The 21,562-nt window shown below is 62.8% G+C and carries 19 protein-coding genes; 18 read left to right on the forward strand and 1 reads right to left on the reverse strand.

Going from position 1 to position 21,562, the window contains the following annotated elements; all coding sequences use genetic code 11:
• The 16 genes from murF to dnaE all read left to right on the forward strand — a co-directional run bounded on the left by murF (window position 1) and on the right by dnaE (window position 18,816).
• Window positions 1–1,491: a UDP-N-acetylmuramoyl-tripeptide--D-alanyl-D-alanine ligase gene (gene murF / locus LFT43_RS07530; RefSeq protein WP_395801900.1), complete on the forward strand. Its 1,491-nt coding sequence runs from the start codon at window positions 1–3 to the stop codon at window positions 1,489–1,491.
• Window positions 1,488–2,597: a phospho-N-acetylmuramoyl-pentapeptide-transferase gene (gene mraY, locus LFT43_RS07535; protein ID WP_395801902.1), complete on the forward strand. Its 1,110-nt coding sequence runs from the start codon at window positions 1,488–1,490 to the stop codon at window positions 2,595–2,597. The genes murF and mraY overlap by 4 nt, the downstream gene beginning before the upstream one ends.
• The gene (murD, locus tag LFT43_RS07540; protein WP_395801904.1) at window positions 2,579–4,180 is read left to right on the forward strand and encodes a UDP-N-acetylmuramoyl-L-alanine--D-glutamate ligase; all 1,602 of its coding nucleotides are present in this window, start codon (window positions 2,579–2,581) and stop codon (window positions 4,178–4,180) included. Before mraY ends, murD begins: the two co-directional genes overlap by 19 nt.
• 2 nt (window positions 4,181–4,182) lie before the next feature.
• Window positions 4,183–5,487, forward strand: coding sequence for a putative lipid II flippase FtsW (gene ftsW / locus LFT43_RS07545; protein WP_395801906.1), 1,305 nt, complete (start codon window positions 4,183–4,185; stop codon window positions 5,485–5,487).
• A 6-nt stretch (window positions 5,488–5,493) separates the two neighbouring features.
• Window positions 5,494–6,600, forward strand: a complete 1,107-nt coding sequence (gene murG / locus LFT43_RS07550; RefSeq protein WP_395801908.1) for an undecaprenyldiphospho-muramoylpentapeptide beta-N-acetylglucosaminyltransferase — start codon at window positions 5,494–5,496, stop codon at window positions 6,598–6,600.
• On the forward strand, window positions 6,597–7,970 hold the full coding sequence (gene murC / locus LFT43_RS07555; RefSeq protein WP_395801910.1) for a UDP-N-acetylmuramate--L-alanine ligase: 1,374 nt from the start codon (window positions 6,597–6,599) through the stop codon (window positions 7,968–7,970). Before murG ends, murC begins: the two co-directional genes overlap by 4 nt.
• Window positions 7,963–8,802, forward strand: a complete 840-nt coding sequence (locus LFT43_RS07560; RefSeq protein ID WP_395801912.1) for a cell division protein FtsQ/DivIB — start codon at window positions 7,963–7,965, stop codon at window positions 8,800–8,802. Before murC ends, LFT43_RS07560 begins: the two co-directional genes overlap by 8 nt.
• Window positions 8,803–9,018: 216 nt before the next feature.
• Window positions 9,019–10,251: a cell division protein FtsZ gene (ftsZ, locus tag LFT43_RS07565; RefSeq protein ID WP_395801914.1), complete on the forward strand. Its 1,233-nt coding sequence runs from the start codon at window positions 9,019–9,021 to the stop codon at window positions 10,249–10,251.
• 38 nt (window positions 10,252–10,289) lie between these two features.
• Entirely contained in the window at window positions 10,290–10,985 is a 696-nt protein-coding gene (locus tag LFT43_RS07570; RefSeq protein WP_395801916.1) for a polyphenol oxidase family protein, read from the forward strand.
• Entirely contained in the window at window positions 10,978–11,727 is a 750-nt protein-coding gene (locus LFT43_RS07575; protein WP_395801918.1) for a YggS family pyridoxal phosphate-dependent enzyme, read from the forward strand. Before LFT43_RS07570 ends, LFT43_RS07575 begins: the two co-directional genes overlap by 8 nt.
• A gap of 88 nt (window positions 11,728–11,815) precedes the next feature.
• A complete protein-coding gene (locus LFT43_RS07580; RefSeq protein ID WP_395801920.1) occupies window positions 11,816–12,346 on the forward strand; it encodes a cell division protein SepF in 531 nt (176 codons plus the stop codon).
• A 103-nt stretch (window positions 12,347–12,449) separates the two neighbouring features.
• A complete protein-coding gene (locus tag LFT43_RS07585; protein ID WP_395801922.1) occupies window positions 12,450–12,737 on the forward strand; it encodes a YggT family protein in 288 nt (95 codons plus the stop codon).
• A 166-nt stretch (window positions 12,738–12,903) separates the two neighbouring features.
• Complete coding sequence (locus LFT43_RS07590; protein WP_395801924.1) at window positions 12,904–13,587, forward strand: DivIVA domain-containing protein; 684 nt, start codon at window positions 12,904–12,906, stop codon at window positions 13,585–13,587.
• A 93-nt stretch (window positions 13,588–13,680) separates the two neighbouring features.
• Entirely contained in the window at window positions 13,681–14,274 is a 594-nt protein-coding gene (gene lspA / locus LFT43_RS07595) for a signal peptidase II (protein ID WP_395801926.1), read from the forward strand.
• Window positions 14,267–15,211: an RluA family pseudouridine synthase gene (locus LFT43_RS07600; RefSeq protein ID WP_395801928.1), complete on the forward strand. Its 945-nt coding sequence runs from the start codon at window positions 14,267–14,269 to the stop codon at window positions 15,209–15,211. The genes lspA and LFT43_RS07600 overlap by 8 nt, the downstream gene beginning before the upstream one ends.
• A 47-nt stretch (window positions 15,212–15,258) precedes the next feature.
• Entirely contained in the window at window positions 15,259–18,816 is a 3,558-nt protein-coding gene (gene dnaE, locus LFT43_RS07605; RefSeq protein WP_395801930.1) for a DNA polymerase III subunit alpha, read from the forward strand.
• 43 nt (window positions 18,817–18,859) lie between these two features.
• Here the strand turns inward: dnaE and LFT43_RS07610 are convergent, their stop codons facing one another.
• Entirely contained in the window at window positions 18,860–19,360 is a 501-nt protein-coding gene (locus LFT43_RS07610) for a flavin reductase family protein (protein WP_268022870.1), read from the reverse strand.
• A 117-nt stretch (window positions 19,361–19,477) separates the two neighbouring features.
• Between LFT43_RS07610 and LFT43_RS07615 the strand changes: the two genes are divergently transcribed.
• Both LFT43_RS07615 and hisD read left to right on the forward strand, forming a co-directional pair.
• Window positions 19,478–20,023, forward strand: coding sequence for a hypothetical protein (locus LFT43_RS07615; protein WP_395801932.1), 546 nt, complete (start codon window positions 19,478–19,480; stop codon window positions 20,021–20,023).
• A 9-nt stretch (window positions 20,024–20,032) separates the two neighbouring features.
• Complete coding sequence (hisD, locus tag LFT43_RS07620) at window positions 20,033–21,406, forward strand: histidinol dehydrogenase (RefSeq protein ID WP_395801934.1); 1,374 nt, start codon at window positions 20,033–20,035, stop codon at window positions 21,404–21,406.
• Window positions 21,407–21,562 lie beyond the last annotated feature (156 nt).

Raw genomic sequence — 21,562 nt, forward strand, 5'->3', positions numbered from 1 at the left:
ATGATTGCACTTACTGCGGCGGAAATCGCCGATATCACCAACGGCCGATTGGCAGCGGACCCCGGCATTGTTCCGGTGTCCATCGTCACCGACTCCCGTGAGGTGGCTGCCGGATCGATGTATGTGGCCAAGCCGGGGGAGAACGCGGACGGTCATGCTTTTGTGGGCGCGGCATTCGAGCGCGGTGCCGTTCTGGCGCTGACCGAGCGCGACGTTTCCGACGACGACGGCCGGACTTATCCCGCCGTCGTCGTCGATGACGCCGTGCTCGCCATGGGTGCGCTGGCCGCCGAGTCCGTTCGCCGCATCCGTGCGGCCCGCGCGGCACAAGGGGAGCCTTTTACCGTCATTGGCATCACGGGCTCGGCAGGCAAGACCACTACCAAGGACCTGCTGGCGGGGATTCTGTCCCGGGCCGGCGCCACAGTTGCCCCGCAAGGTTCGTACAACGGTGAAGTCGGTGTACCGCTCACCGTATTCCGGGCCGATGCCGGCACCCGCTATCTCGTGATCGAAATGGGCGCCACCGGAGTTGGCCACATCAAGTACCTCGCCGAGATGGTCCAACCGGACATTGGCGTCGTTCTTGGCGTCGGCACCGCCCACGCTGGCGAGTTCGGTGGCGTGGAGAACATCGCCAAGGCCAAGGGCGAACTCGTCGAAGCGCTGGGACAGAACGGAACGGCGGTCATCAACCTCGACGACGCCCGGGTCGCGGCGATGGTTTCACGCACTCAGGCCAAGGTGCTCGGAACCACGGCTACCGGCGCTTCCGGCTCCGCTGTCGAAGCCAGAAACGCCGATATCGACGAGGGCGGCCACCCGGAATTCGATCTCATCCTGCCCGACGGCGGGGCCTCCCATGCGGTCCACAGCAAGCTGATCGGTGCGCACCACATCACCAACCTGCTTGCCGCCTCGGCCGCGGCGTTTGCGGCAGGCGTCCCCGCGGCCGACATTGCCGCCTCGCTGAGCGAGCAGTCGCCGGCCAGCCGGTGGCGGATGGAACGCACGGAGCGGGCGGACGGCGTCACCATCATCAACGACGCATACAACGCGAATCCTGAATCCATGCGTGCCGCCCTTCGCACCCTTGCCGACCTCGGCCAAGGTCGCCGCACCTGGGCTGTCCTAGGCGCGATGCTGGAACTTGGCGAAGACTCCATCCGCGAACACACGGCGGTGGGGACCCAAGTGGTTCGCTTGAACATTTCCCGTCTGGTGGTGGTTGGCCGAGAAGCCCGGTCGCTGTACATTTCCGCGATCCAGGAAGGCTCCTGGGGCAACGAGTGCAGTTTCGCTGAGACGGCCGACGAGGCCTACGAATTCCTTCAGGCCGAGCTTGAGCCAGGCGATCTGGTGCTGTTTAAGTCCTCGAACGGGGTGGGCCTCCGGCATTTGGGGGATCGGATAGCATTACCCCCACAGGCCGGGACGAGTGCGAACACCGCGGCTGTAACCGCCGCCAATGAAGGGAACGAGCTCCTGTGATTGCACTGTTGATCGGCGCTGGCGTCGCCCTCCTGGTGGCTTTGATCGGGACACCACTCTTCATCCGGTTCCTTGTGACCAAGGGCTATGGTCAGTTCATCCGGGACGACGGACCCACTTCCCACCACACCAAGCGCGGCACTCCCACCATGGGCGGCACCGTGGTGGTGGCGGCCGTGCTCATCAGCTACGGGTTGACCCACGTGATCATGTGGATGATGAATCCGCGTTCACCGGGCCCATCCGCTTCGGGCCTGCTTTTGTTGTTCCTCATGGTCGGCATGGGATTCGTCGGTTTCCTCGACGATTTCATCAAGATTTCCAAGCAACGCAGCCTCGGGCTCAACGCCAAAGCCAAGCTGATCCTTCAAGCTTTCGTCGGCATTGTCTTCGCCGTGCTGGTCCTGAACTTCCCTGATGCGGACGGCATCACTCCGGCATCCACGCATATTTCACTCGTCCGGGACATTCCCTGGCTGAACCTGGCCTTCGGCGGCACGGTCCTCGGCGCCATCCTGTTCGTCATCTGGTCGAACCTGATCGTCACTGCGGCGACCAACGGCGTCAACCTGACGGATGGCCTGGACGGCTTGGCCGCGGGTGCCTCCATCATGGTCTTCGGGGCGTACACCCTCATGGGAATCTGGCAGAACAACCAGGCCTGCGGCTCGCCGCGTGAGGCCGGCAGCGGCTGCTATTCGGTCCGGGACCCGCTCGATCTTGCGCTCTTGGCGGCCATTTGCAGTGCTGCGCTGGTGGGCTTCCTCTGGTGGAACACGTCCCCGGCGAAGATCTTCATGGGGGACACCGGTTCGCTGGCAATCGGCGGCGCGGTGGCGGGCTTTGCCATCCTCTCCCGCACTGAGCTTCTCTTGGGCATCATCGGCGGGCTGTTCGTCCTCATCACGCTGTCGGTCATCATCCAGGTGGGCTACTTCAAGATCACCAAGGGCAAGAGGGTCTTCAAGATGGCCCCCCTGCAGCATCATTTCGAACTCAAGGGCTGGGCCGAGATCACGGTGGTTGTCCGATTCTGGATTCTCTGTGGCCTGTTCGTGGCCGCAGGGCTTGGTATTTTCTATGCTGAATGGGTGGTGCTGCTGTGAGCGCAAGTCCTCAAACCAAGCCTTCGGCCAATGACCGGCTCCGGGATCTCGTCAGTTGGGACTCGGACTGGAAGGGCCTTCGCGTTGTGGTGACGGGCATTGGCGTCTCGGGTTTCGCTGCCGCCGACACCTTGATCGAGCTCGGCGCGCGGGTGGTGGTGGTTGACGCCGCCACGAGCGCCAAGGCACTCGCCCAGGCGGACACCTTGAAAATCGTCGGCGCGGCCGACGTCCTCCTTGGCGAGGCCGCCGTCAAGACATTGCCTTTGGTGGACGGCGAGAAGGCCGAACTCGTCGTGACGTCACCGGGCTGGCGGCCGGACCAGTCCCTCCTGGCAGCTGCCAAACGCGCCCATGTACCGGTGTGGGGCGACGTTGAACTCGCTTGGCGGGTGCGCGAACGCGAGGGCCGCAAGACGGCGGACTGGCTCACGATCACGGGTACAAACGGCAAGACCACCACGGTGGGCATGGCCGAGGCCATGCTGCAGGCAGCGGGCCTCAAGGCGATTGCTGTCGGGAACGTCGGGACTCCAATCCTCGATGCCCTCCGGGACCCGGTGGAATACGACGCTTTAGCGGTTGAACTCTCCAGCTTCCAGCTGCATTGGAGTGAATCGCTCTCTCCCGTGGCCAGTGTCTGCCTCAATGTGGCCGAAGACCACGTTGACTGGCACGGCTCTTACGAGTCTTACCTTGCGGACAAGGCAAAGATCTTCGAGCACACGCAGAAGGCGTGCATCTACAACGCTGAGCAGATCGAGACCGAACGCATGGTGGAGAACGCAGACGTCGTGGAGGGTTGCCGGGCGGTCGGATTCACCACTTTGACGCCGGCAGTCAGCATGCTTGGCGTCGTCGAGGGATTGCTCGTGGACCGTGCGTTCATTGAAGAACGGAGGAGCTCAGCGGAGGAACTTGCGTCCTTGGCGGACCTGGGGCCGGCTGCACCGCGACATATGGTCGCCAACGCCCTGGCTGCTGCCGCCCTGGTGCGCGCCTACGGCGTCGATTCCGCGGCAGTGCGCGAAGGACTAAGGAACTACCTTCCGGGAGATCACCGCATCCAGCCCGTGGCCAAGCAGAACGGCGTGCTTTGGATCAACGACTCCAAGGCCACCAATCCGCACGCCGCCTCGGCAGCCCTCTCCGCGTTCGATAGCGTCGTCTGGATCGCCGGCGGTTTGTCCAAGGGCGTCAACTATGACGAACTGGTCAAAAGCAACGCGCGCAGGCTCAAGGCCGTGGTCCTGATCGGAACCGACACCGCGGATCTGGAAGCCTCCCTCAAGCGACACGCAGCGGATGTGCCTGTTATCGGGCAGCCCAAGGGCGACACTGAAATGGTGCAGTCCGCCGATTCAGCTGGTGCCGCCCCGGAACCGTCTCCGATCTTCGGCGACACCGTCATGGCCCATGCTGTCGCGTCGGCAGCAAGTATCGCCGAGCCCGGCGACACTGTGTTGATGGCCCCGGCGGCTGCTTCCATGGACCAGTTCTCTTCCTACGCTCACCGTGGCGACGCTTTCATCAGGGCAGTTCGCGAGCTAGTGGAAGGCCAGGCACAGACCACCGAGGAGTAACAATGGTCAGCACGCCCACGCGCACCGGGCCCGGGCGGACCCGGGCCGGCAAGGCAGCCCCCGCCGGACGCGCGGCCGGCGATGCTCGGCCCTCGCTGCCGTCGCGCATTCGTTCTGGCATAGCCGGTTTCTGGTCAACGCTTGAGGGAAACGGCAAATCGAGAAACGGGTCCACGTACTACCTGATTCTTGGTGCGTCGCTTGCACTTACGGCCATCGGGATCATCATGGTCCTCTCGGCATCCAGCGTTGAAGCGATTGCGGCCGGCGAATCTCCCTACTCGATCGCCACCAAGCAAGGCATTTTCGCGGGCATCGGCATCGTCTTGATGTTGGTGCTTTCACGGGTCAATGTCCTTTGGCTCAAGCGATTCGCGTGGCCAGCCATCGTGCTCGCGGTTGCCTTGTTGGTTCTCGTCCTGGTCATCGGCAAGCGGGTCTTGGGAAACCAGAACTGGATCGAGATCGGCGGCTTCACCTTCCAGCCTTCTGAATACGCCAAGTTCGCACTGGTGCTCTGGATGGCCACGGTCCTTTCCGTCAAGGCAAAGCTTCTTGATAGGTGGACGCACGCACTGATCCCGATCGTCCCTGTCTCGTTCTGCATCATTGGATTGATCGTCGCGGGCCATGACCTCGGAACTTCGCTGGTGGTCATGCTCATCATGGCTGCCGGATTGTTTTTCGGCGGCGTGAACCTGAAGCTCTTCGCTGCGGCAGGTGGCGTTGCCGCCGCCGCCGCGCTGATACTTGCGTTTACCAGTGGCAACCGGATGTGCCGGATCACTTCGTGGATGGGGCAGAGCTGTGCGGGAGCAAGCGACATCGGTTTCCAGAGCGAACAGGGGCTGAACGCCCTCGCTTCCGGGGGCTGGCTTGGCGTGGGGCTTGGCCAGAGCCGGCAGAAGTACCAGTGGATCCCAGAGGCCCACAATGACTTCATCTTCGCCGTCATCGGGGAGGAACTCGGCCTGGTGGGAACCTTGGTGGTCCTGGTGCTTTTCGCACTGCTCGCTGTTGCCATCTATCGCGTGGTCAGCCATCAGGAAGACCTTTTCGCCCGTGTGTTGGGCGGCTCGATCATGGCGTGGATGCTCGGGCAAGCGGCCATCAACATGGCCATGGTGGCCGGTCTGCTGCCCGTGATCGGCGTTCCGCTGCCTTTCATCTCCTACGGCGGTTCAGCACTGGTGATGTCCCTATGCGGCGTGGGCGTAGTGTTGTCTTTGGCCCGCGCCCAAATGACTTCCGCCAGCCCTTCCAAACCGCGTGGGCGGCCTGCGAAAACTGCACGAAAGCGTACATAGCACTCAATGAATTCCCAGCCCAAGCCACTGTCCGTGGTCCTCGCCGGTGGCGGGACCGCCGGACACATCAGCCCGCTGCTCGCCATTGCCGACGCCCTCAAGTCGCTGCGGCCGGATGCCAGCATCCTTGCCGTCGGCACGCCCAATGGCATGGAAACCCGGCTCGTTCCGGCCGCTGGCTATGAGCTGGCCACTATTGATCGGGTTCCGTTTCCCCGAAAGCCTTCCGCGGATCTGCTCAAATTTCCCGGCAAGCTCGCTGCCGCCGTCAAACAAGCCGGCCGCATTCTCGACGACGCGCACGCCGACGTCCTGTTGGGCGTGGGCGGCTACGTTTGCACTCCGATGTATCTTGCTGCGTGGCGCCGGAAGATCCCCATCGTCATTCATGAGGCCAATACGCGCCCCGGTCTCGCCAACCGGGTAGGGGCCATGTTCACCAAACATGTTGCCGTGGCCTTCCCGGAGACCCGGTTGCGCCATGCCCGTCACGTTGGCATGCCCATGCGCAAGGCCATCGCCGGTTTGGACCGGGCGGCTGGTCGCGCGGATGCCAGGCAATCGCTCGGCTTGGACGCCGGACAACCTGCGCTCATTGTGACGGGCGGCTCTTCCGGCGCCCAGAGCATCAACCGCACCATTGCCGGTGCAGTCGCCGCTTTGGCGGAAGCGGGCATCCAAACGCTGCACATCACCGGTCGTGGCAAGGCAGTCAAGAACGACGACGGCGCCCCCCTCGCGGCCGATGGGTACCATCAGGTGGAATACGTGGACGGCATGGAAAACGTCTACGCAGCAGCAGATGTCCTCCTCGCGCGTTCCGGAGCCGCAACGGTCAGTGAGGTAGCCGCCGTCGGGCTCCCCGCGGTATTCGTTCCGCTGCCCATTGGGAACGGCGAGCAGGCCATGAACGCCTCCACGTTGGTCAAGGCCGGTGCCGCCCTCCTGGTCGATGACGCGGCCCTGACCGCGGATTGGCTCAAAGCCGAGTTGATTCCTTTGCTCACGGATCAATCCCGTCTCGATGACATGGCCAGCAAGGCAAGGGAACTCGGCATTAGAAATGCTGATCAGCGGATGGCTGATCTTGTACTGGAAGCGGTATCCGAATGACCCAGCCCTTTGAAAACCTCGATTCCCTCGGCCGGGTCCACTTCATCGGCATTGGCGGCGTAGGCATGTCCGCCGTCGCCCGCATCATGGTGGCCCGGGGCGTTGCGGTGAGTGGTTCGGACTCCAAGGACCTGCCCGTCATGGCAGACCTTCGGGCCGCGGGCGCCCGGATCGCCGTCGGCTACGCCGCAGGAAATCTCGGTGACGCGCAAACTGTTGTTGCAGGTTCGGCCATCAAGACCGGCAACCCGGAGCTCGAGGCGGCCCGCGGGGCCGGGATCCCGGTGCTGCACCGCTCCGAGGCCCTCGCGGCGACGATGGGCTCCGATCGTGTAGTGACCGTGGCAGGCACCCATGGCAAGTCCACCACCACCTCCATGGTGGCTGTGTTGCTCAAGGAAGCGGGCCTGGATCCATCCTTCGCCATCGGTGCCAATGTGCCCGCCCTCGGCGTCAACGCGGCGCACGGCACCTCGGACATCTTCGTTGCCGAAGCCGACGAATCGGACGGTTCCTTCCTCAATTACCGGCCCCTCATTGCAGTTGTCACCAACGTCGAGGCCGACCACCTCGACTACTACGGCACGCCTGAGGCCGTCTATGCCTCCTTCGACAGCTTCGCAGCCCTGCTGCCAACCTCTGGAGTCCTGTTCGCCTGCGCGGACGACGACGGCGCCTGTGCCCTCGCGGAGCGGACCCGCGCAGCGGGCAACACCCGTGTGCTGAGCTACGGGACGGCAGAAGACGCCGATATCCGCCTGCACGATGGCGGTCCCGGTGATGTCTGGGTCTCCGCCGATGGCCAGCGGCACCGCCTCGATCTTCAAGTCCCCGGCCGGCACAACGCGTTGAACGCGGCTGCCGCGTTCGGCGTCGCCGTCGAACTCGGCGTGGCACCTGAGGCTGCCGCCGCCGCCCTGGGCCACTTCACGGGAGCGTCGCGGCGATTTGAATTCAAGGGGCAGGGGAGGGGCGTCCGGGTGTATGACGACTACGCCCACCACCCCACGGAGGTCCGGGCTGCTTTGTCGGCTGCCCGCTCGGTGGCAGGCGGTAACAAGGTGCACGTGCTCTTCCAGCCGCACCTGTTTTCGCGCACCCGCGAATTCGCCGAGCAGTTTGCAGAGGCGCTTGGCGAGGCGGATACCGCCCTTGTCCTGGACATCTACCCCGCGCGCGAGGACCCCATTCCCGGGGTCACGAGCACCTTGATCACGGAGCGCCTCAAGAGCGGCAGACTGGTGGCGGACGGGCAGGAAGCCTTGGATGCGGTTCTCTCTGCGGCCAGCGACGGCGACATTATCCTGACCGTCGGAGCCGGTGACGTGACGGCTTACGGGCCCCGGATCGTGGAGTTGTTGGGTGGCTGATACCCGGAAGCCCACTTTCAAGCCGCGGGCGGGAACACGGCCCGGGGTCGTTAGTGCTGAACGGAGCCTCGACGATCCTGTTGAGGTCCCTTCAGGGGCCGCAACCGGAAAGGACAGCAATGTGCTGGCCTTTCCGGAGCCGAAAGGGCGCAAGCGCCGGCGGACGGTTCTTGCCGTGCTCGCCGTTATTGTCGCCCTGGTTGCCGGCATCATCGCTGCGGCCATCTATTCACCGGTGTTCGCTGTGCGCACTGTGACGGTGGACGGAGCCAAGTTGCTCCAGCCGGCTGCAGTCCAGAAAGCACTGGAGCCGGTAAAGGGAAAACCGCTTCCGCAAATCAACGACGCCGAGATCGCCGCGCTGCTCAAACCGCTGGTCCAGGTGCGCTCCGTCAGCACCGAGGCCCGTCCTCCGTCCGAACTATTGGTGCACATTTCCGAACGGGTGCCCGTGGCACTGGTCAAGAACGGTGACAGCTACCTGCTGGTTGACGTCGACGGTGTCAAGCTTGGTTCAACTCCCGATAACGCATCGGTACCCTTGCCGGTCATCGACGGGCAAGGGGCCAACCAGGACCTATTCAAGGCGATCACTGCTGTTCTGGCGACGCTGCCGGCCGATGTCCTGGCAAAGATGGCCAGCGCCTCGGCGAAATCGCCCGACGCCGTCGAGCTCAAGCTCACGGACGGCAAGATCGTGGTCTGGGGAAACGCGGACGAGAAAGAGCTGAAGGCGCGCGTCCTGGAAGCGTTGCTGAAGGCGCCGGCCAATCCGAAGGTTCCGGTGAATGTCTACGATGTGAGCGCACCGAGGCATCCATTTACCAAGTAGGCCATTTCAAGAAGTAACTTCGCTGGCGTTCGGGGGCTATTTTTGGGACTTTCAGACGACACGCGGAGGCGGTCATTGAATGTCGGATTCATAGCCCATACCGTCACTTAAGAGTTACTTGACATAACTATAACCTTCAACTAGAGGGTTAAGGTCCAAGAATTCAAGTTGGACTCGATCTGTTTCGCTATAGGACACAAGCAAGGGGCACGAAACGTGGCAGCACCGCAGAATTACTTGGCCGTCATCAAGGTCGTCGGCATCGGCGGCGGTGGCGTGAATGCAGTTAACCGAATGATCGAAGTCGGCCTTCGCGGCGTCGAGTTCATCGCCATCAACACCGATGCCCAGGCCCTGCTCATGAGTGACGCGGACGTCAAGCTCGACGTCGGACGTGAACTCACCCGCGGCCTGGGAGCCGGTGCCAACCCCGACGTCGGACGCCAGGCGGCCGAAGACCACGCCGATGAGATCGAAGAAGTTATCCGCGGAGCCGACATGGTCTTCGTCACCGCGGGCGAAGGCGGCGGCACCGGAACCGGCGGCGCCCCCGTCGTGGCCCGGATCGCACGCTCGCTCGGCGCCCTGACCATCGGTGTCGTCACCCGGCCCTTCACCTTTGAAGGCCGCCGACGCGCCGGTTCGGCCGAGGCCGGAATTGACGCCCTGCGCGACGAGGTCGACACCCTCATCGTCATCCCCAACGACCGACTCCTCTCCATCAGCGACCGTAACGTCTCCGTCCTGGACGCTTTCCGTTCCGCTGACCAAGTACTCCTGTCGGGTGTCCAGGGCATCACGGACCTCATCACCACCCCTGGCCTCATCAACCTCGACTTCGCCGACGTGAAGTCGGTCATGCAGGGTGCAGGCTCGGCCCTCATGGGTATCGGCTCGGCACGCGGCGAAGACCGCGCTGTCAAGGCTGCCGAGCTCGCTATTGCCTCGCCGCTGCTGGAAGCATCGATCGACGGCGCCCACGGCGTGCTGCTCTCCATCCAGGGCGGCTCTGACCTCGGCCTGTTCGAAATCAACGAAGCTGCGCGGCTTGTCCAGGAAGTGGCCCACCCCGAGGCCAACATCATCTTCGGTGCCGTCATTGACGACGCCCTGGGCGACGAAGCGCGCGTCACGGTCATCGCCGCTGGGTTCGACGACGTCAAGGCCACATCGCCGTCGATGAACCAGTCGGCCTCCCCGCAAGCGGGTCAGCATCAGGCCCCTGCGGCCCCGGAGCGTCCTGCCGTACCTTCGGCTGCCCCGGCCTATTCCGCACCGCAGCACGTCGCCGCCGGCGTCGGTGCTTCCGGCTTGAGCAACTGGGGCCAGCAACGCCCCTCTGCCTTGCCGGCTGACTCCGGCTTCGACGTCGACCTCCCGGCCGTCGTGGAACCGGACCTTTCAGGCAGTCGTACCGACGACCTCGACGTTCCGGACTTCCTGAAGTAACCGGTCCACATCAAGCCGTTCAGGAGAGTTAGTCAGTAGTGTTTTGGTGGCGAAAAGAGGTGCGGCCGGGAATTTCGGTCGCCTTCTCCGATGTCGACGCGGGCAATCTTGCACTGCATGTGGCGGACAATCCTCAAGATGTGATGGCGCGCCGGGCCCGGCTGGAAGCAGCGGCGGGGCTCGGCGAACGGCATTTTCAGTACATGAACCAGGTGCACGGAAAAACCGTCGAATTCATTGATGCGCACGGTGACGGCCCAACGGCTGACGCCATGGTGTCGCTGGGACAGCCGCTTGCGGTCATGGTGGCAGATTGTGTCCCCGTTGTGTTGTTGGGCGAGAGGCAGGGCAACATGGAACCTGTCTTGGCCGTAGCCCACGCTGGCCGGCATGGCGTTGCTTCAGACGTCGTTTCGGCCACGGTCGCTGAAATGCGAAGCCGAGGTGCGGAGACCATGAGTGCCTGGGTTGGCCCTTCCATCTGCGGCGATTGTTACGAAGTTCCTGAACAGTTGCGCGAAGCCGTAACGGCCGTTGTGCCGGAAACCTGGTCCGCTACCTCGTGGGGCACGCCCGCGTTGGACCTGCGGGCCGGCGTGCGGGCCCAGTTGGAGGCGCTCGGCGTCGCGGTTGAATACACGGGGGAGTGCACGCGGGAGACCGCCCGGCTTTACTCTTACCGGCGCAGTCAGCGAACCGGTCGCTTTGCAGGTTTGGTGTGGACGCATGAGTGAGACCCTCCCGGCAGCCGGAACCGCCGACGTCGATCCGCGGACAGCCGAACTGCGGGAACGGCTCGCAGCCGTCCGCCAGCGGATTTCCGCAGCAACCGCGGCGGCTGGACGAAGCGAAGAGCCGCAACTGATAGTCGTCAGCAAGTTCCATCCGGCCGCGGACGTCGTCCGTCTTGCGGCCCTCGGCGTGACCGACGTCGGTGAGAATCGCGATCAAGAAGCGGCCGCGAAGTCCGCGGAGCTTATCGGACTCGCTATGCGTTGGCACTTCATCGGTCAATTACAAAGCAACAAAGCCAAGTCCGTGGCCAAGTACGCGTTTTCCGTCCAGTCGATTGACCGTCCGCAGCTTGCCGAGGCCTTGGCCAAGGCTATTGCCCGGGAGCAGGAAGAGTCCGGCAGGCCGGACCTTGACTGCTACATCCAGATCAGTCTTGAGGACGACGGCGGCGGCCACCGCGGCGGGGCCGCGCCGGCCGACGTCGAGCGCCTCGCCGAATCCATCGCCATCGCGTCCGGGCTGCGCTTGGCCGGCGTGATGGCCGTCGCCCCGCTCGGAATGCCTCCCGGAAAAGCATTTGAGAAACTCGCCGTCATTTCCGCGGATCTGCGGGGTCTGCATCCGGAAGCGGTGGGGATCTCAGCCGGGATGAGCCAGGACCTTGAAGCTGCTGTGCAATTCGGTGCGACACACCTGCGAATTGGTTCGGATATTCTCGGTTCGCGTCCGCGGGTGCGGTAGCGTCAAAGTATTGGAAGCGACGGGCCGGGATTTCAGCTATGTCAAGTCATGGGCGGCCCGCCTACTGCAGACACGATAGGAGTCCAGCATGGCTGGCGCACTGCGCAAGACAATGGTTTATCTTGGGCTCGCCGATGGCGATGAACACTACGAGTCTGAGCAGCACGTGCAGCACACGGACGAGGACCGGTCTGTCGACCACAATCGTGATGAGCGCCGCGCCCCCGCACCTGTACGTGAAGTAGTTCGTGAAGTCCCCCCTGTCGCCGAAGAGGAATACCGCGCACCCGTGACACCTATCAAGCGTGCGGCATCTAGCCGCGAAGACGCCTCCGGACTGAGGCAGATCACCACCGTCCATCCCCGCTCCTACAATGACGCCAAGATCATCGGCGAGAGTTTCCGGGACGGCATCCCCGTGATCATGAACGTCACGGACATGGGCGAGGCAGATGCCAAGCGCCTCGTCGATTTCTCCGCCGGCTTGGTCTTCGGACTCCATGGCAGCATTGAGCGGGTCACCAGCAAGGTTTTCCTCCTGTCGCCGTCGTACGTCGAAGTTCTTGGCGACGACAAAAAGGTCAGCGAAGCACAGGCAACGTTCTTCAACCAGAGCTAGCCCAGTCAACACAGATGCCAGGCAGAGCGATCTGCCTGGCATCTGTGTTGCAATAGAGGGACTGACCGAGAAAAGTGGCGAACTAGGAGATCTGAGCTAACCCGTGGGCATAGTTTTCGGCCTTTTGTACATTGCATTGCTGCTGTTCCTGGTCATCCTCATCATCAGGCTCGTTTTTGATCTGGTGCAGATGTTTGCGCGCCAGTGGCGCCCCCGGGGCGCTGCCCTGGTGGCTGCGCACGTGGTCTATTCTGTGACTGATCCGCCCTTGAAACGGATTCGCCGGCTGATTCCACCCCTGCAGCTTGGTGGGGTATCCCTTGACCTGGCGTTTTTGATCATGTTTATTGTCGTCAGCATCGCGATGAGTTTCGTCTACACGCTGGCGTAGCTTTTCCGCAGGCCATTTGCCGACGATCTGTTTTCTTCGGCCCGTGAGCTGCAATCCTTCGGTCCAACACGATGGTGTTGAATTGGGGGAATCAGATGATATTTAGGTACCGTAGTTTTGAACGGCCGGAAGGCCTACTGACTAACTAGACCAACGAGGTGACCAGATGGCTTTGACGCCAGAAGACGTTGTCAACAAGCGCTTTCAGCCGACCAAGTTCCGCGAAGGCTACGACCAGGACGAGGTCGACGACTTTCTCGACGAAATCGTCGTCGAGCTGAGGCGTTTGAACCAAGAGAACGACGAGCTGCGCAAGAAGCTCGCCGAAGGCGGAAACCCGGTTCCTGCCAGCGCAGCATCGGCACCCGTGGTCGAGAAGGTGCCCGCACCGGTCAAGGCCGACAAGGACGCACAGGCCAAGGCAGAAGCCGAAGCGAAGGCAGCCGAGGCCGACAAGAAGAAGGAACCGGCCGTTGCCGCCGCTCCGGTCCCGGCCGCATCTTCGGCCGGCTCTCCCTCCGCCGAGTCTGCAGCCGGCCTGCTGGCCATGGCGCAGCAGATGCATGACAAGCACGTGGCTGACGGCGAGCAGCAGAAGGAGAAGATCATTGCCGAGGCACAGATCGAAGCCTCCAGCCTTGTCAATGACGCTCAGGACAAGTCCCGCAAGATCCTCGGTGCACTCGAGCAGCAGCGCTCCGTTCTCGAACGCAAGGTGGAGCAGCTCCGCGGCTTCGAACGCGACTACCGCTCCCGCCTGAAGGCCTACATCGAGGGCCAGTTGCGCGACCTGGATGCCCGCGGCTCCGTTGCGGCCCCCGAGGTCGGTGAAGCCGCCGCAGAGGTCTAGCAAGTATTCTGAAAGCCGGTGGCTGGGGATTCCCGGCCACCGGCTTTCGCCTGTTAAGGCGCCAGAAGCCTACGGTTACCGAATGAAAGTACTATGAGCGACGAACAAACTGACGGCACCACGGAGCCGCTCCGCACCAAAGTCCACGCGTGGCGTCCCGCTTTGCTCTGGGTTTTCGCAGGCTTCGCCGTCTTCGCGTACGCCTTCGACCAGCTGACCAAACTCTGGGTCACCAGCACCATGGTGGAGGGCGAACGGATCCCCGCCTTGCCTCCGCTGCTGCATTGGTACTACATCCGCAACTCCGGGGCCGCCTTCTCAATCGGTGAAAATGTCACGTGGGTCTTCACGATCGTCATGGCTGCTGTCTCCGTGGCGATCCTCTTCCAACTGCGTCGATTGGGATCCGCCTGGTGGGCGCTTGCCCTCGGATTGCTACTGGGCGGGGCACTCGGAAACCTCACGGACCGGCTCTTCCGCGAACCCTCTTTCGCCATGGGCCACGTGGTGGACTTCATCCAACTGCCCAACTTCGCTATTTTCAACATCGCCGACTCAGCGGTGGTTTCCGGAGTGGTGATCATCTGCCTGCTGACCCTGCGGGGGATCGGCTTGGATGGCTCCCGCCAGCACTCCGCCGGATCCCGCGCTGAGACGCCCGAAGGCGAGGAGCCGGGCGATGTCTGAGCAATTCGTTGTTCCCGAAGAACTGGGCGGGGCCAGGGCGGACGCTGGACTGGCGAAACTCATGGATATCTCCCGTTCCGCGGCTGCCTTGCTGATTGCCGAGGGCAACGTGACCGTCTCTGCAGGCACGGTGGGCAAATCGGCTGCTGTCGGCAAGTCGGCGAAGCTCCTTGCCGGGTCCGTGCTGGAAGTCACCGTTCCCGAACGCCGGGATCCCTTGGAAGTCGTGGAGGAAGTCGTGGAAGGCCTGAAGATCCTGTTGGACGATGAGGATTTTGTTGTCATCGACAAGCCTGTTGGCGTGGCGGCGCATCCATCGCCGGGGTGGGTTGGCCCCACCGTGGTTGGTGGCCTCGCTGGTGTCGGATACCGGATCTCCACCTCCGGTGCGCCTGAACGGGCCGGCATCGTCCACCGTCTCGACGTCGGAACTTCAGGCGTCATGGTCGTGGCGAAGACAGAACATGCTTACGCGGTGCTCAAGAGGGCCTTCAAGGAACGCACAGTGGACAAGGTGTACCACGCCGTCGTCCAAGGCCTGCCGGATCCCCTGGAAGGCACCATCGACGCCCCCATCGGACGCCACCCCGGGCATGATTGGCGGTTTGCTGTCATCGAGGATGGCCGTCCCTCGGTGACGCACTACGAAGTACTCGAAGCGTTCGGCAAGGCGACCCTTGTGGAAATTCACCTTGAGACCGGCAGGACACACCAGATCCGGGTTCATTTCTCGGCCCTGCGGCATCCCTGTGCGGGCGATCTGACTTATGGGGCGGACCCTCGCCTGGCCGCAAACCTGGGACTTACCCGGCAGTGGCTGCATGCGCGCCGACTTGGCTTCAACCACCCCCGCACCGGCGAATGGGTGGAAGTCACCAGCCAGTACCCTGATGACCTGCGGTACGCGTTGGAACTTCTCGAAAGCGGCAACGCGTAACGAGGATTCCACTCCGTCTGCGCGGCCCCTGCCGGTAGACTGTCGTGGTGACTTCCAGCAATGACTCGTTCGTCCATCTGCACACCCACACTGAATACTCCATGCTGGATGGTGCGGCCCGTCTTACTGAATTGTTCGATGAGACCGAGCGGCTGGGGATGCCTGCGCTTGCCACCACGGACCATGGATACTTGTTTGGTGCCTTCGATTTCTGGAAGAAGGCCACGGACAAAGGCATCAAGCCGATCATCGGCGTCGAGGCCTATGTCACGCCGGGAACGGCGCGCGGCGACAAAGAGCGGGTCCGCTGGGGCGACGAGAGCCAGCGCAAGGATGACGTGTCCGGTGGTGGTTCCTACACCCACATGACGTTGTTGAGCTACAACAACGTCGGAATGCGCAACCTGTTCCGGGCGTCATCGATTGCTTCCCTCGACTCAGTGTTCGGCAAATGGCCCCGGTTGGACCGCGAACTGCTGAACACCTACTCCGAAGGCCTCATTGCGACCACGGGCTGTCCTTCCGGTGAGGTGCAAACCCGCCTTCGCTTGGGGCAGTACCGTGAGGCCCTCGCGGCGGCTTCGGAGTTCCGCGACATCTTCGGTGCGGAAAACTACTTTTGCGAACTGATGGACCATGGCCTGGACATCGAGCGGCGGGTCACCGGCGACCTGCTGCGCTTGGCCAAGGAGCTGAAGCTTCCGCTCGTGGCCACCAATGACCTCCACTACACGCATGAGCATGACGCCAAGGCCCATGAGGCCCTCTTGGCGATCCAGTCGGGCTCCACGCTGCTCGAGCCCACCTATGACAACGGCGGCTCCCGATTCGCTTTCTCCGGTAGCGGTTACTACTTGAAGTCACCGCAAGAGATGCGTGAGTTGTTCCGCGACCATCCCGAAGCCTGCGACAACACCTTGTTGATCGCAGAGCGTTGCGAAGTGTCTTTCAACACCGGTGCGAACTACATGCCGCGGTTCCCGTGCCCTCCCGGCGAGGACGAGACCTCCTGGCTGGTCAAGGAAGTAGCCACTGGACTTGATTACCGCTACCCGAACGGTGTCCCGGACAAGGTACGCAAGCAAGCCGACTATGAGCTCGACGTCATCACGTCCATGGGTTTCCCGGGCTACTTTCTGGTGGTGGCGGACTTCATCAACTGGGCCAAGAACAACGGAATCCGGGTGGGCCCGGGCCGTGGTTCGGGTGCGGGTTCCATGGTGGCGTATGCAATGCGCATCACCGACCTCGACCCGCTGGAACACGGCCTGATTTTCGAGCGCTTCCTCAACCCGGACCGCGTGTCCATGCCCGACTTCGACGTCGACTTCGATGATCGCCGCCGCTCCGAAGTCATCGACTACGTCACGCGGAAATACGGTGACGAGCGAGTGGCGATGATTGTCACCTACGGCACGATCAAGACCAAGCAGGCGCTCAAGGACTCCTCCCGCGTGCTCGGGTACCCGTTCAGCATGGGAGAGCAGCTCACCAAAGCCCTGCCGCCCGCCGTGATGGCCAAGGACATCCCGCTTGCGGACATTCAGAACCCGGAGGCCAAGCGCTACGGCGAGGCCGGGGACTTCCGACAGCTCATCAGCACGGACCCCGAGGCTGCCAAGGTCTTCGAGACCGCACTGGGCATCGAAGGACTGAAGCGCCAGTGGGGCGTGCACGCCGCGGGTGTCATCATGTCTTCGGATCCCATCATCGACGTCATTCCTGTCATGCGCCGCATCCAGGACGGCCAGGTCATCACGCAGTTCGACTACCCGACGTCCGAAGGCCTTGGCCTGATCAAGATGGACTTCCTCGGCCTGAGGAACCTGACGATCATTTCCGACGCCCTGGAAAACATCAAGATGAACCGTGGCGTTGACCTTGATCTGGAGAACCTGGCGTTGGACGACCCGGCGTCGTACGAGTTGCTGGCGCGCGGCGACACTTTGGGCGTCTTCCAGCTCGACGGCGGGCCCATGCGGTCGCTGCTCAAGCTCATGAAGCCTGACAACTTCGAAGACATCTCCGCTGTGTTGGCGTTGTACCGGCCGGGTCCCATGGGCGCCAACGCGCACACGGACTACGCGCTCCGCAAGAACAAGATCCAAGAGGTCATCCCGATCCATCCGGAGCTCGAGGAACCGCTCGCCGAAATCCTCGGCGGAACGTACGGGCTCATCGTGTACCAGGAACAAGTCATGGCCGTGGCCCAGAAGCTGGCTGGCTATTCACTTGGCCAGGCCGACATCCTGCGCCGTGCCATGGGCAAGAAGAAGAAATCCGAACTGGACAAGCAATTCGCCGGTTTCTCCCAAGGCATGCAGGACAACGGCTACTCCATGGATGCCGTGAAGACCCTCTGGGATATCCTGCTCCCGTTCTCCGACTACGCCTTCAACAAGGCGCACTCGGCAGCGTACGGGGTCATTTCCTACTGGACTGCGTACCTAAAGGCCCACTACGCTCCCGAATACATGGCCGCCCTGCTCACCTCCGTGGGCGATGACAAGGACAAATCGGCCATCTACCTTAACGAATGCCGACGCATGGGGATCACTGTCCTGCCGCCGGACGTCAATGAGTCAAGCCTCAACTTCACGCCCGTGGGTACTGACATCCGTTTCGGAATGGGGGCTATCCGCAACGTTGGCGTCAATGTCGTGGAAGCGATGGTGGCGGCCCGTGAGAGCGAGGGCGCATACGCCTCCTTCAAGGACTTCCTCATGAAGGTTCCCGCAGTGGTCTGCAACAAGCGCACGATTGAATCCCTGATCAAAGCTGGCGCGTTCGATTCGCTGAACCACCACAGGCGGGCCCTGGCCATGATTCATGAAGAAGCCATCGACTCCGTCATCACGCTCAAACGGAACGAGGCGATCGGGCAGTTCGACCTCTTCGCCGGCTTCGACGAAGCCGAATCCGAGGCGTCCCTGAGCATCGAGATCCCGGATCTGCCGGAATGGGAGAAGAAAGACAAGCTGTCCTTCGAACGGGACATGCTGGGGCTCTACGTGTCGGACCACCCCCTGCAAGGGCTTGAGGGCGTCCTGAGCCAGCACGCCGAGCAGTCGATCACTTCGATTCTGGGAGAAGACGGCCCGCACGACGGCGCCATCGTCACCATTGCGGGCATGATCACTTCGCTCAGCCGCAGGATTGCCAAGGCAAGCGGCAACGCCTACGCGCGGGCGGAGATCGAAGACCTGGGCGCCTCCATCGAGGTCATGTTCTTCGGGCAGGTCTATGGCCCTATCGCTTCGGTCCTCGCGGAGGATCTGATTGTCGTGGTCAAGGGCCGCCTGCAGCGGCGCGACGACGGCGCGGTCACCCTGAACTGCATGGAGCTCTCGGTCCCGGACCTGAGCGAAAGCACCAACGGGCCATTGGTCATTACGATGCCCACCTACAAGGCAACCGAAGCTGTAGTCACGGATCTTCGCGATGTCCTCAACACCCACCGGGGGAACTCCGAGGTCAGGCTCCACTTGCAGGGTGATTCAAAAGTCGAAGTGATGGGCCTGCCTGTGCACCTGCGGGTCAATCCCACCCCATCCCTTTTCGGCGATCTTAAGGTCCTTCTCGGCCCAACCTGCCTGGACAACTGATTGCGCGCGACCACCTAACCGGCGGCCGGCGACGCTTGGTTACTCAGATTTCGTAGTCGAGGGGAACCGGCTGGCTGTAAGAGCCGGAGTGGTAGAGCAGGGGAGCGTCGTCGTCGCCAACAAGCCCGTCGACAACTTCCACCACCACGATTGCGTTGTTTTCGAAGGACAGGCGCATCTGGATCTTGCCGATCAACCAGCCGGCCACGTTCTTCAGGATGGGGACATCGAAGGGTCCAGGTTCCCAGTGATCGCCTTCAAACCGTTCCTGGGTGCGCGCGAACCGGTCGGCAAGTGCTTGGTTCTCCAGGCCCAGCATGTGCAGGCCGATATACGTGGAATTCGCCACCGCGGGCCAGGAACTGGAACTGCGCGACATGTTGAACGTAAAACGCGGGGGCTCTGCCGACAGTGACGCCACCGACGTCGCGGTGAATCCGAAAGGCTTGCCGTTGAAGTCAGCAGTGATGATGGCAACCCCGGCGGCATGCCGGCGGAACATTTGCTTGAAGGTTCCTTCAAAAGCCGATTCTTCCGAGGCCACTTTGCTCGATCTCCTGCATGACGTATTGGTATTAACGCTGGTGGGTTCAGCGTATTCCGCCACCTGTCGGGGCGCTCGCTTGTTGAGCGTCCAGAAACGTTTGTTAATGTTTGTGTCATGACCAAGCCAACATCTAACCTCCTTGAGTCCGTCCCCGCGGCGGACACGGACCCGCGAGACCGCAGATGGTGGTTATGGCTCGCCGTGCCGGCCGCCTCGGGCATCGCGCTGGGCCTGGCATGGTGGCTCCTTGCTCCAGGCGGACTCAATTTGATTTCCGGAAATTCCGCGCTCGCCGATCCCTCCGCTGCTGCGGGTCGATTTCCCCGGGACTTGGTCTTGGCCGGGCTTCTGCTTCTTGCCGGCTGCTTCACGGCGGTCCTGCTCGACAGCAAGGTACGGAGGCCGGGTCAGGGCATGAGGACTTTCCTCGCTGTTCTCGGTGGCTTGGCTGGCGCGCTGGTGGCTTGGCAAGTTGGCCTGCTCGCGGCGCAGTGGTGGGGCCCCGCTTCCAGCGCCGCGGCGAGTGGAAGTGAAGGCTTCACCTTGCGGGCAATGGCGGCGCTTTTGCTGTGGCCGGGAGCGACGGCCCTGGTGACATTTCTCCTGACTCTTTTCGGGCTGATGGGAAAGCAGCCGGAGGCATCGCCCCACGCCCCGTAAAATGATCTGGTGACCATTTCTCCGGAGAATTCTGCCGACACCGCCGCCCAGCCCCTGGACTTCCGTCGTATCGACTTGCGCGGACGGTCGCTGACCTTGGCGGAACTGCGCGCCGCGGTGCCCCGAGCGGAGCATCAGACCATGGCGGACGCAGAGCAAAAGGTCCTGGATATCATCACCGCCGTCCGCTCCCGGGGTTTTGAAGCGCTTGGTGAGTTGGCCCTGGCGTTCGACGGCGTGGAACAGTCCCACCCCCGCGTCCCGGCTGCCGCCCTCGCCGGGGCCCTCGAAAACCTGGATCCGGCTGTCCGTGCCGCACTGGAGGAATCCATCAGCCGTGCCCGTCGTTTCGCCGACGGCCAGCGGCCGGCGAGCGTCCACGTCGAACTGGGGGACGGCGCCGTCGTCAGCCAGAATTGGGTACCGGTGGGCCGCGTGGGACTGTATGTTCCCGGCGGGTTGGCCGTGTACCCGTCCTCGGTGATCATGAACGTCGTTCCGGCGCTGGCTGCCGGAGTCACATCCATCGCACTGGCCTCCCCGCCCCAGAAGGACTTTGGCGGCCTGCCCCACCCAACCATCCTGGCCGCTGCCGCATTGCTGGGAATTGACGAAGTCTATGGCATCGGAGGTGCCCAGGCGATCGCTTCGTTTGCCTTCGGGATCCCGGGAGCCGGCCATGAGGAGTCCCTCGAACCCGTGGATGTTGTGACGGGCCCCGGCAACATCTTCGTGGCCACCGCCAAGCGTCTGGTCAAAGGCGTCGTGGGGATCGACTCAGAGGCGGGCACCACGGAGATCGCCATCCTGGCTGATGCGTCGGCCCGCCCGGCGCTCGTGGCGGCGGACCTTATCAGCCAGGCTGAGCACGACCCCAAAGCGGCCTCGGTGCTGATCACCGATTCCGTGGAACTCGCCTCGGCTGTGCAGCGGGAACTCGCGTTCCAGTCAGGGAGCACCAAACATGGCGAACGGGTTCGCACCGCATTGTCCGGACCGCAATCAGGCGTGGTGCTGGTTGACGATCTTGAGCAGGGTATTGCGGTCTGCGATGCGTACGCAGCCGAACACTTGGAAATCATGACGGCGGATGCAGCCGCGGTCGCGGCAAGAATCCGCAACGCAGGAGCGATTTTTGTGGGGGACTACAGCCCAGTCAGCCTCGGCGACTACTGTGCGGGCTCCAACCATGTGTTGCCCACGAGTGGTACCGCTGCCTTCTCTTCGGGCCTGAACGTGACAACCTTCCTCCGCGCCGTCCAGGTCATCAACTACAACAAGGCTGCCTTGCAGGAGGTCAGCAAGCACATTGTGAGTCTTGCTGACGCTGAGGACCTTCCCGGCCACGGCGACGCGGTCAAGATCCGCTTTTCGGGTGCCTAACCACTACATGTATGGGTTAGGACTACTACATGTAGTAATTACAGTCTTGTCATTAGCCCTTAGGTAGCCGTAAACTGGTGCCGGAAGTCAAACTTCCGGCACCTTTTGCTTTCCCGGCCCATACGGCCGTGAGGACGCCCGGGCCGGAACCGAGCG

The sequence above is a fragment of the Arthrobacter sp. FW306-04-A genome (genome assembly GCF_044358315.1).
Lineage (GTDB): Bacteria > Actinomycetota > Actinomycetes > Actinomycetales > Micrococcaceae > Arthrobacter.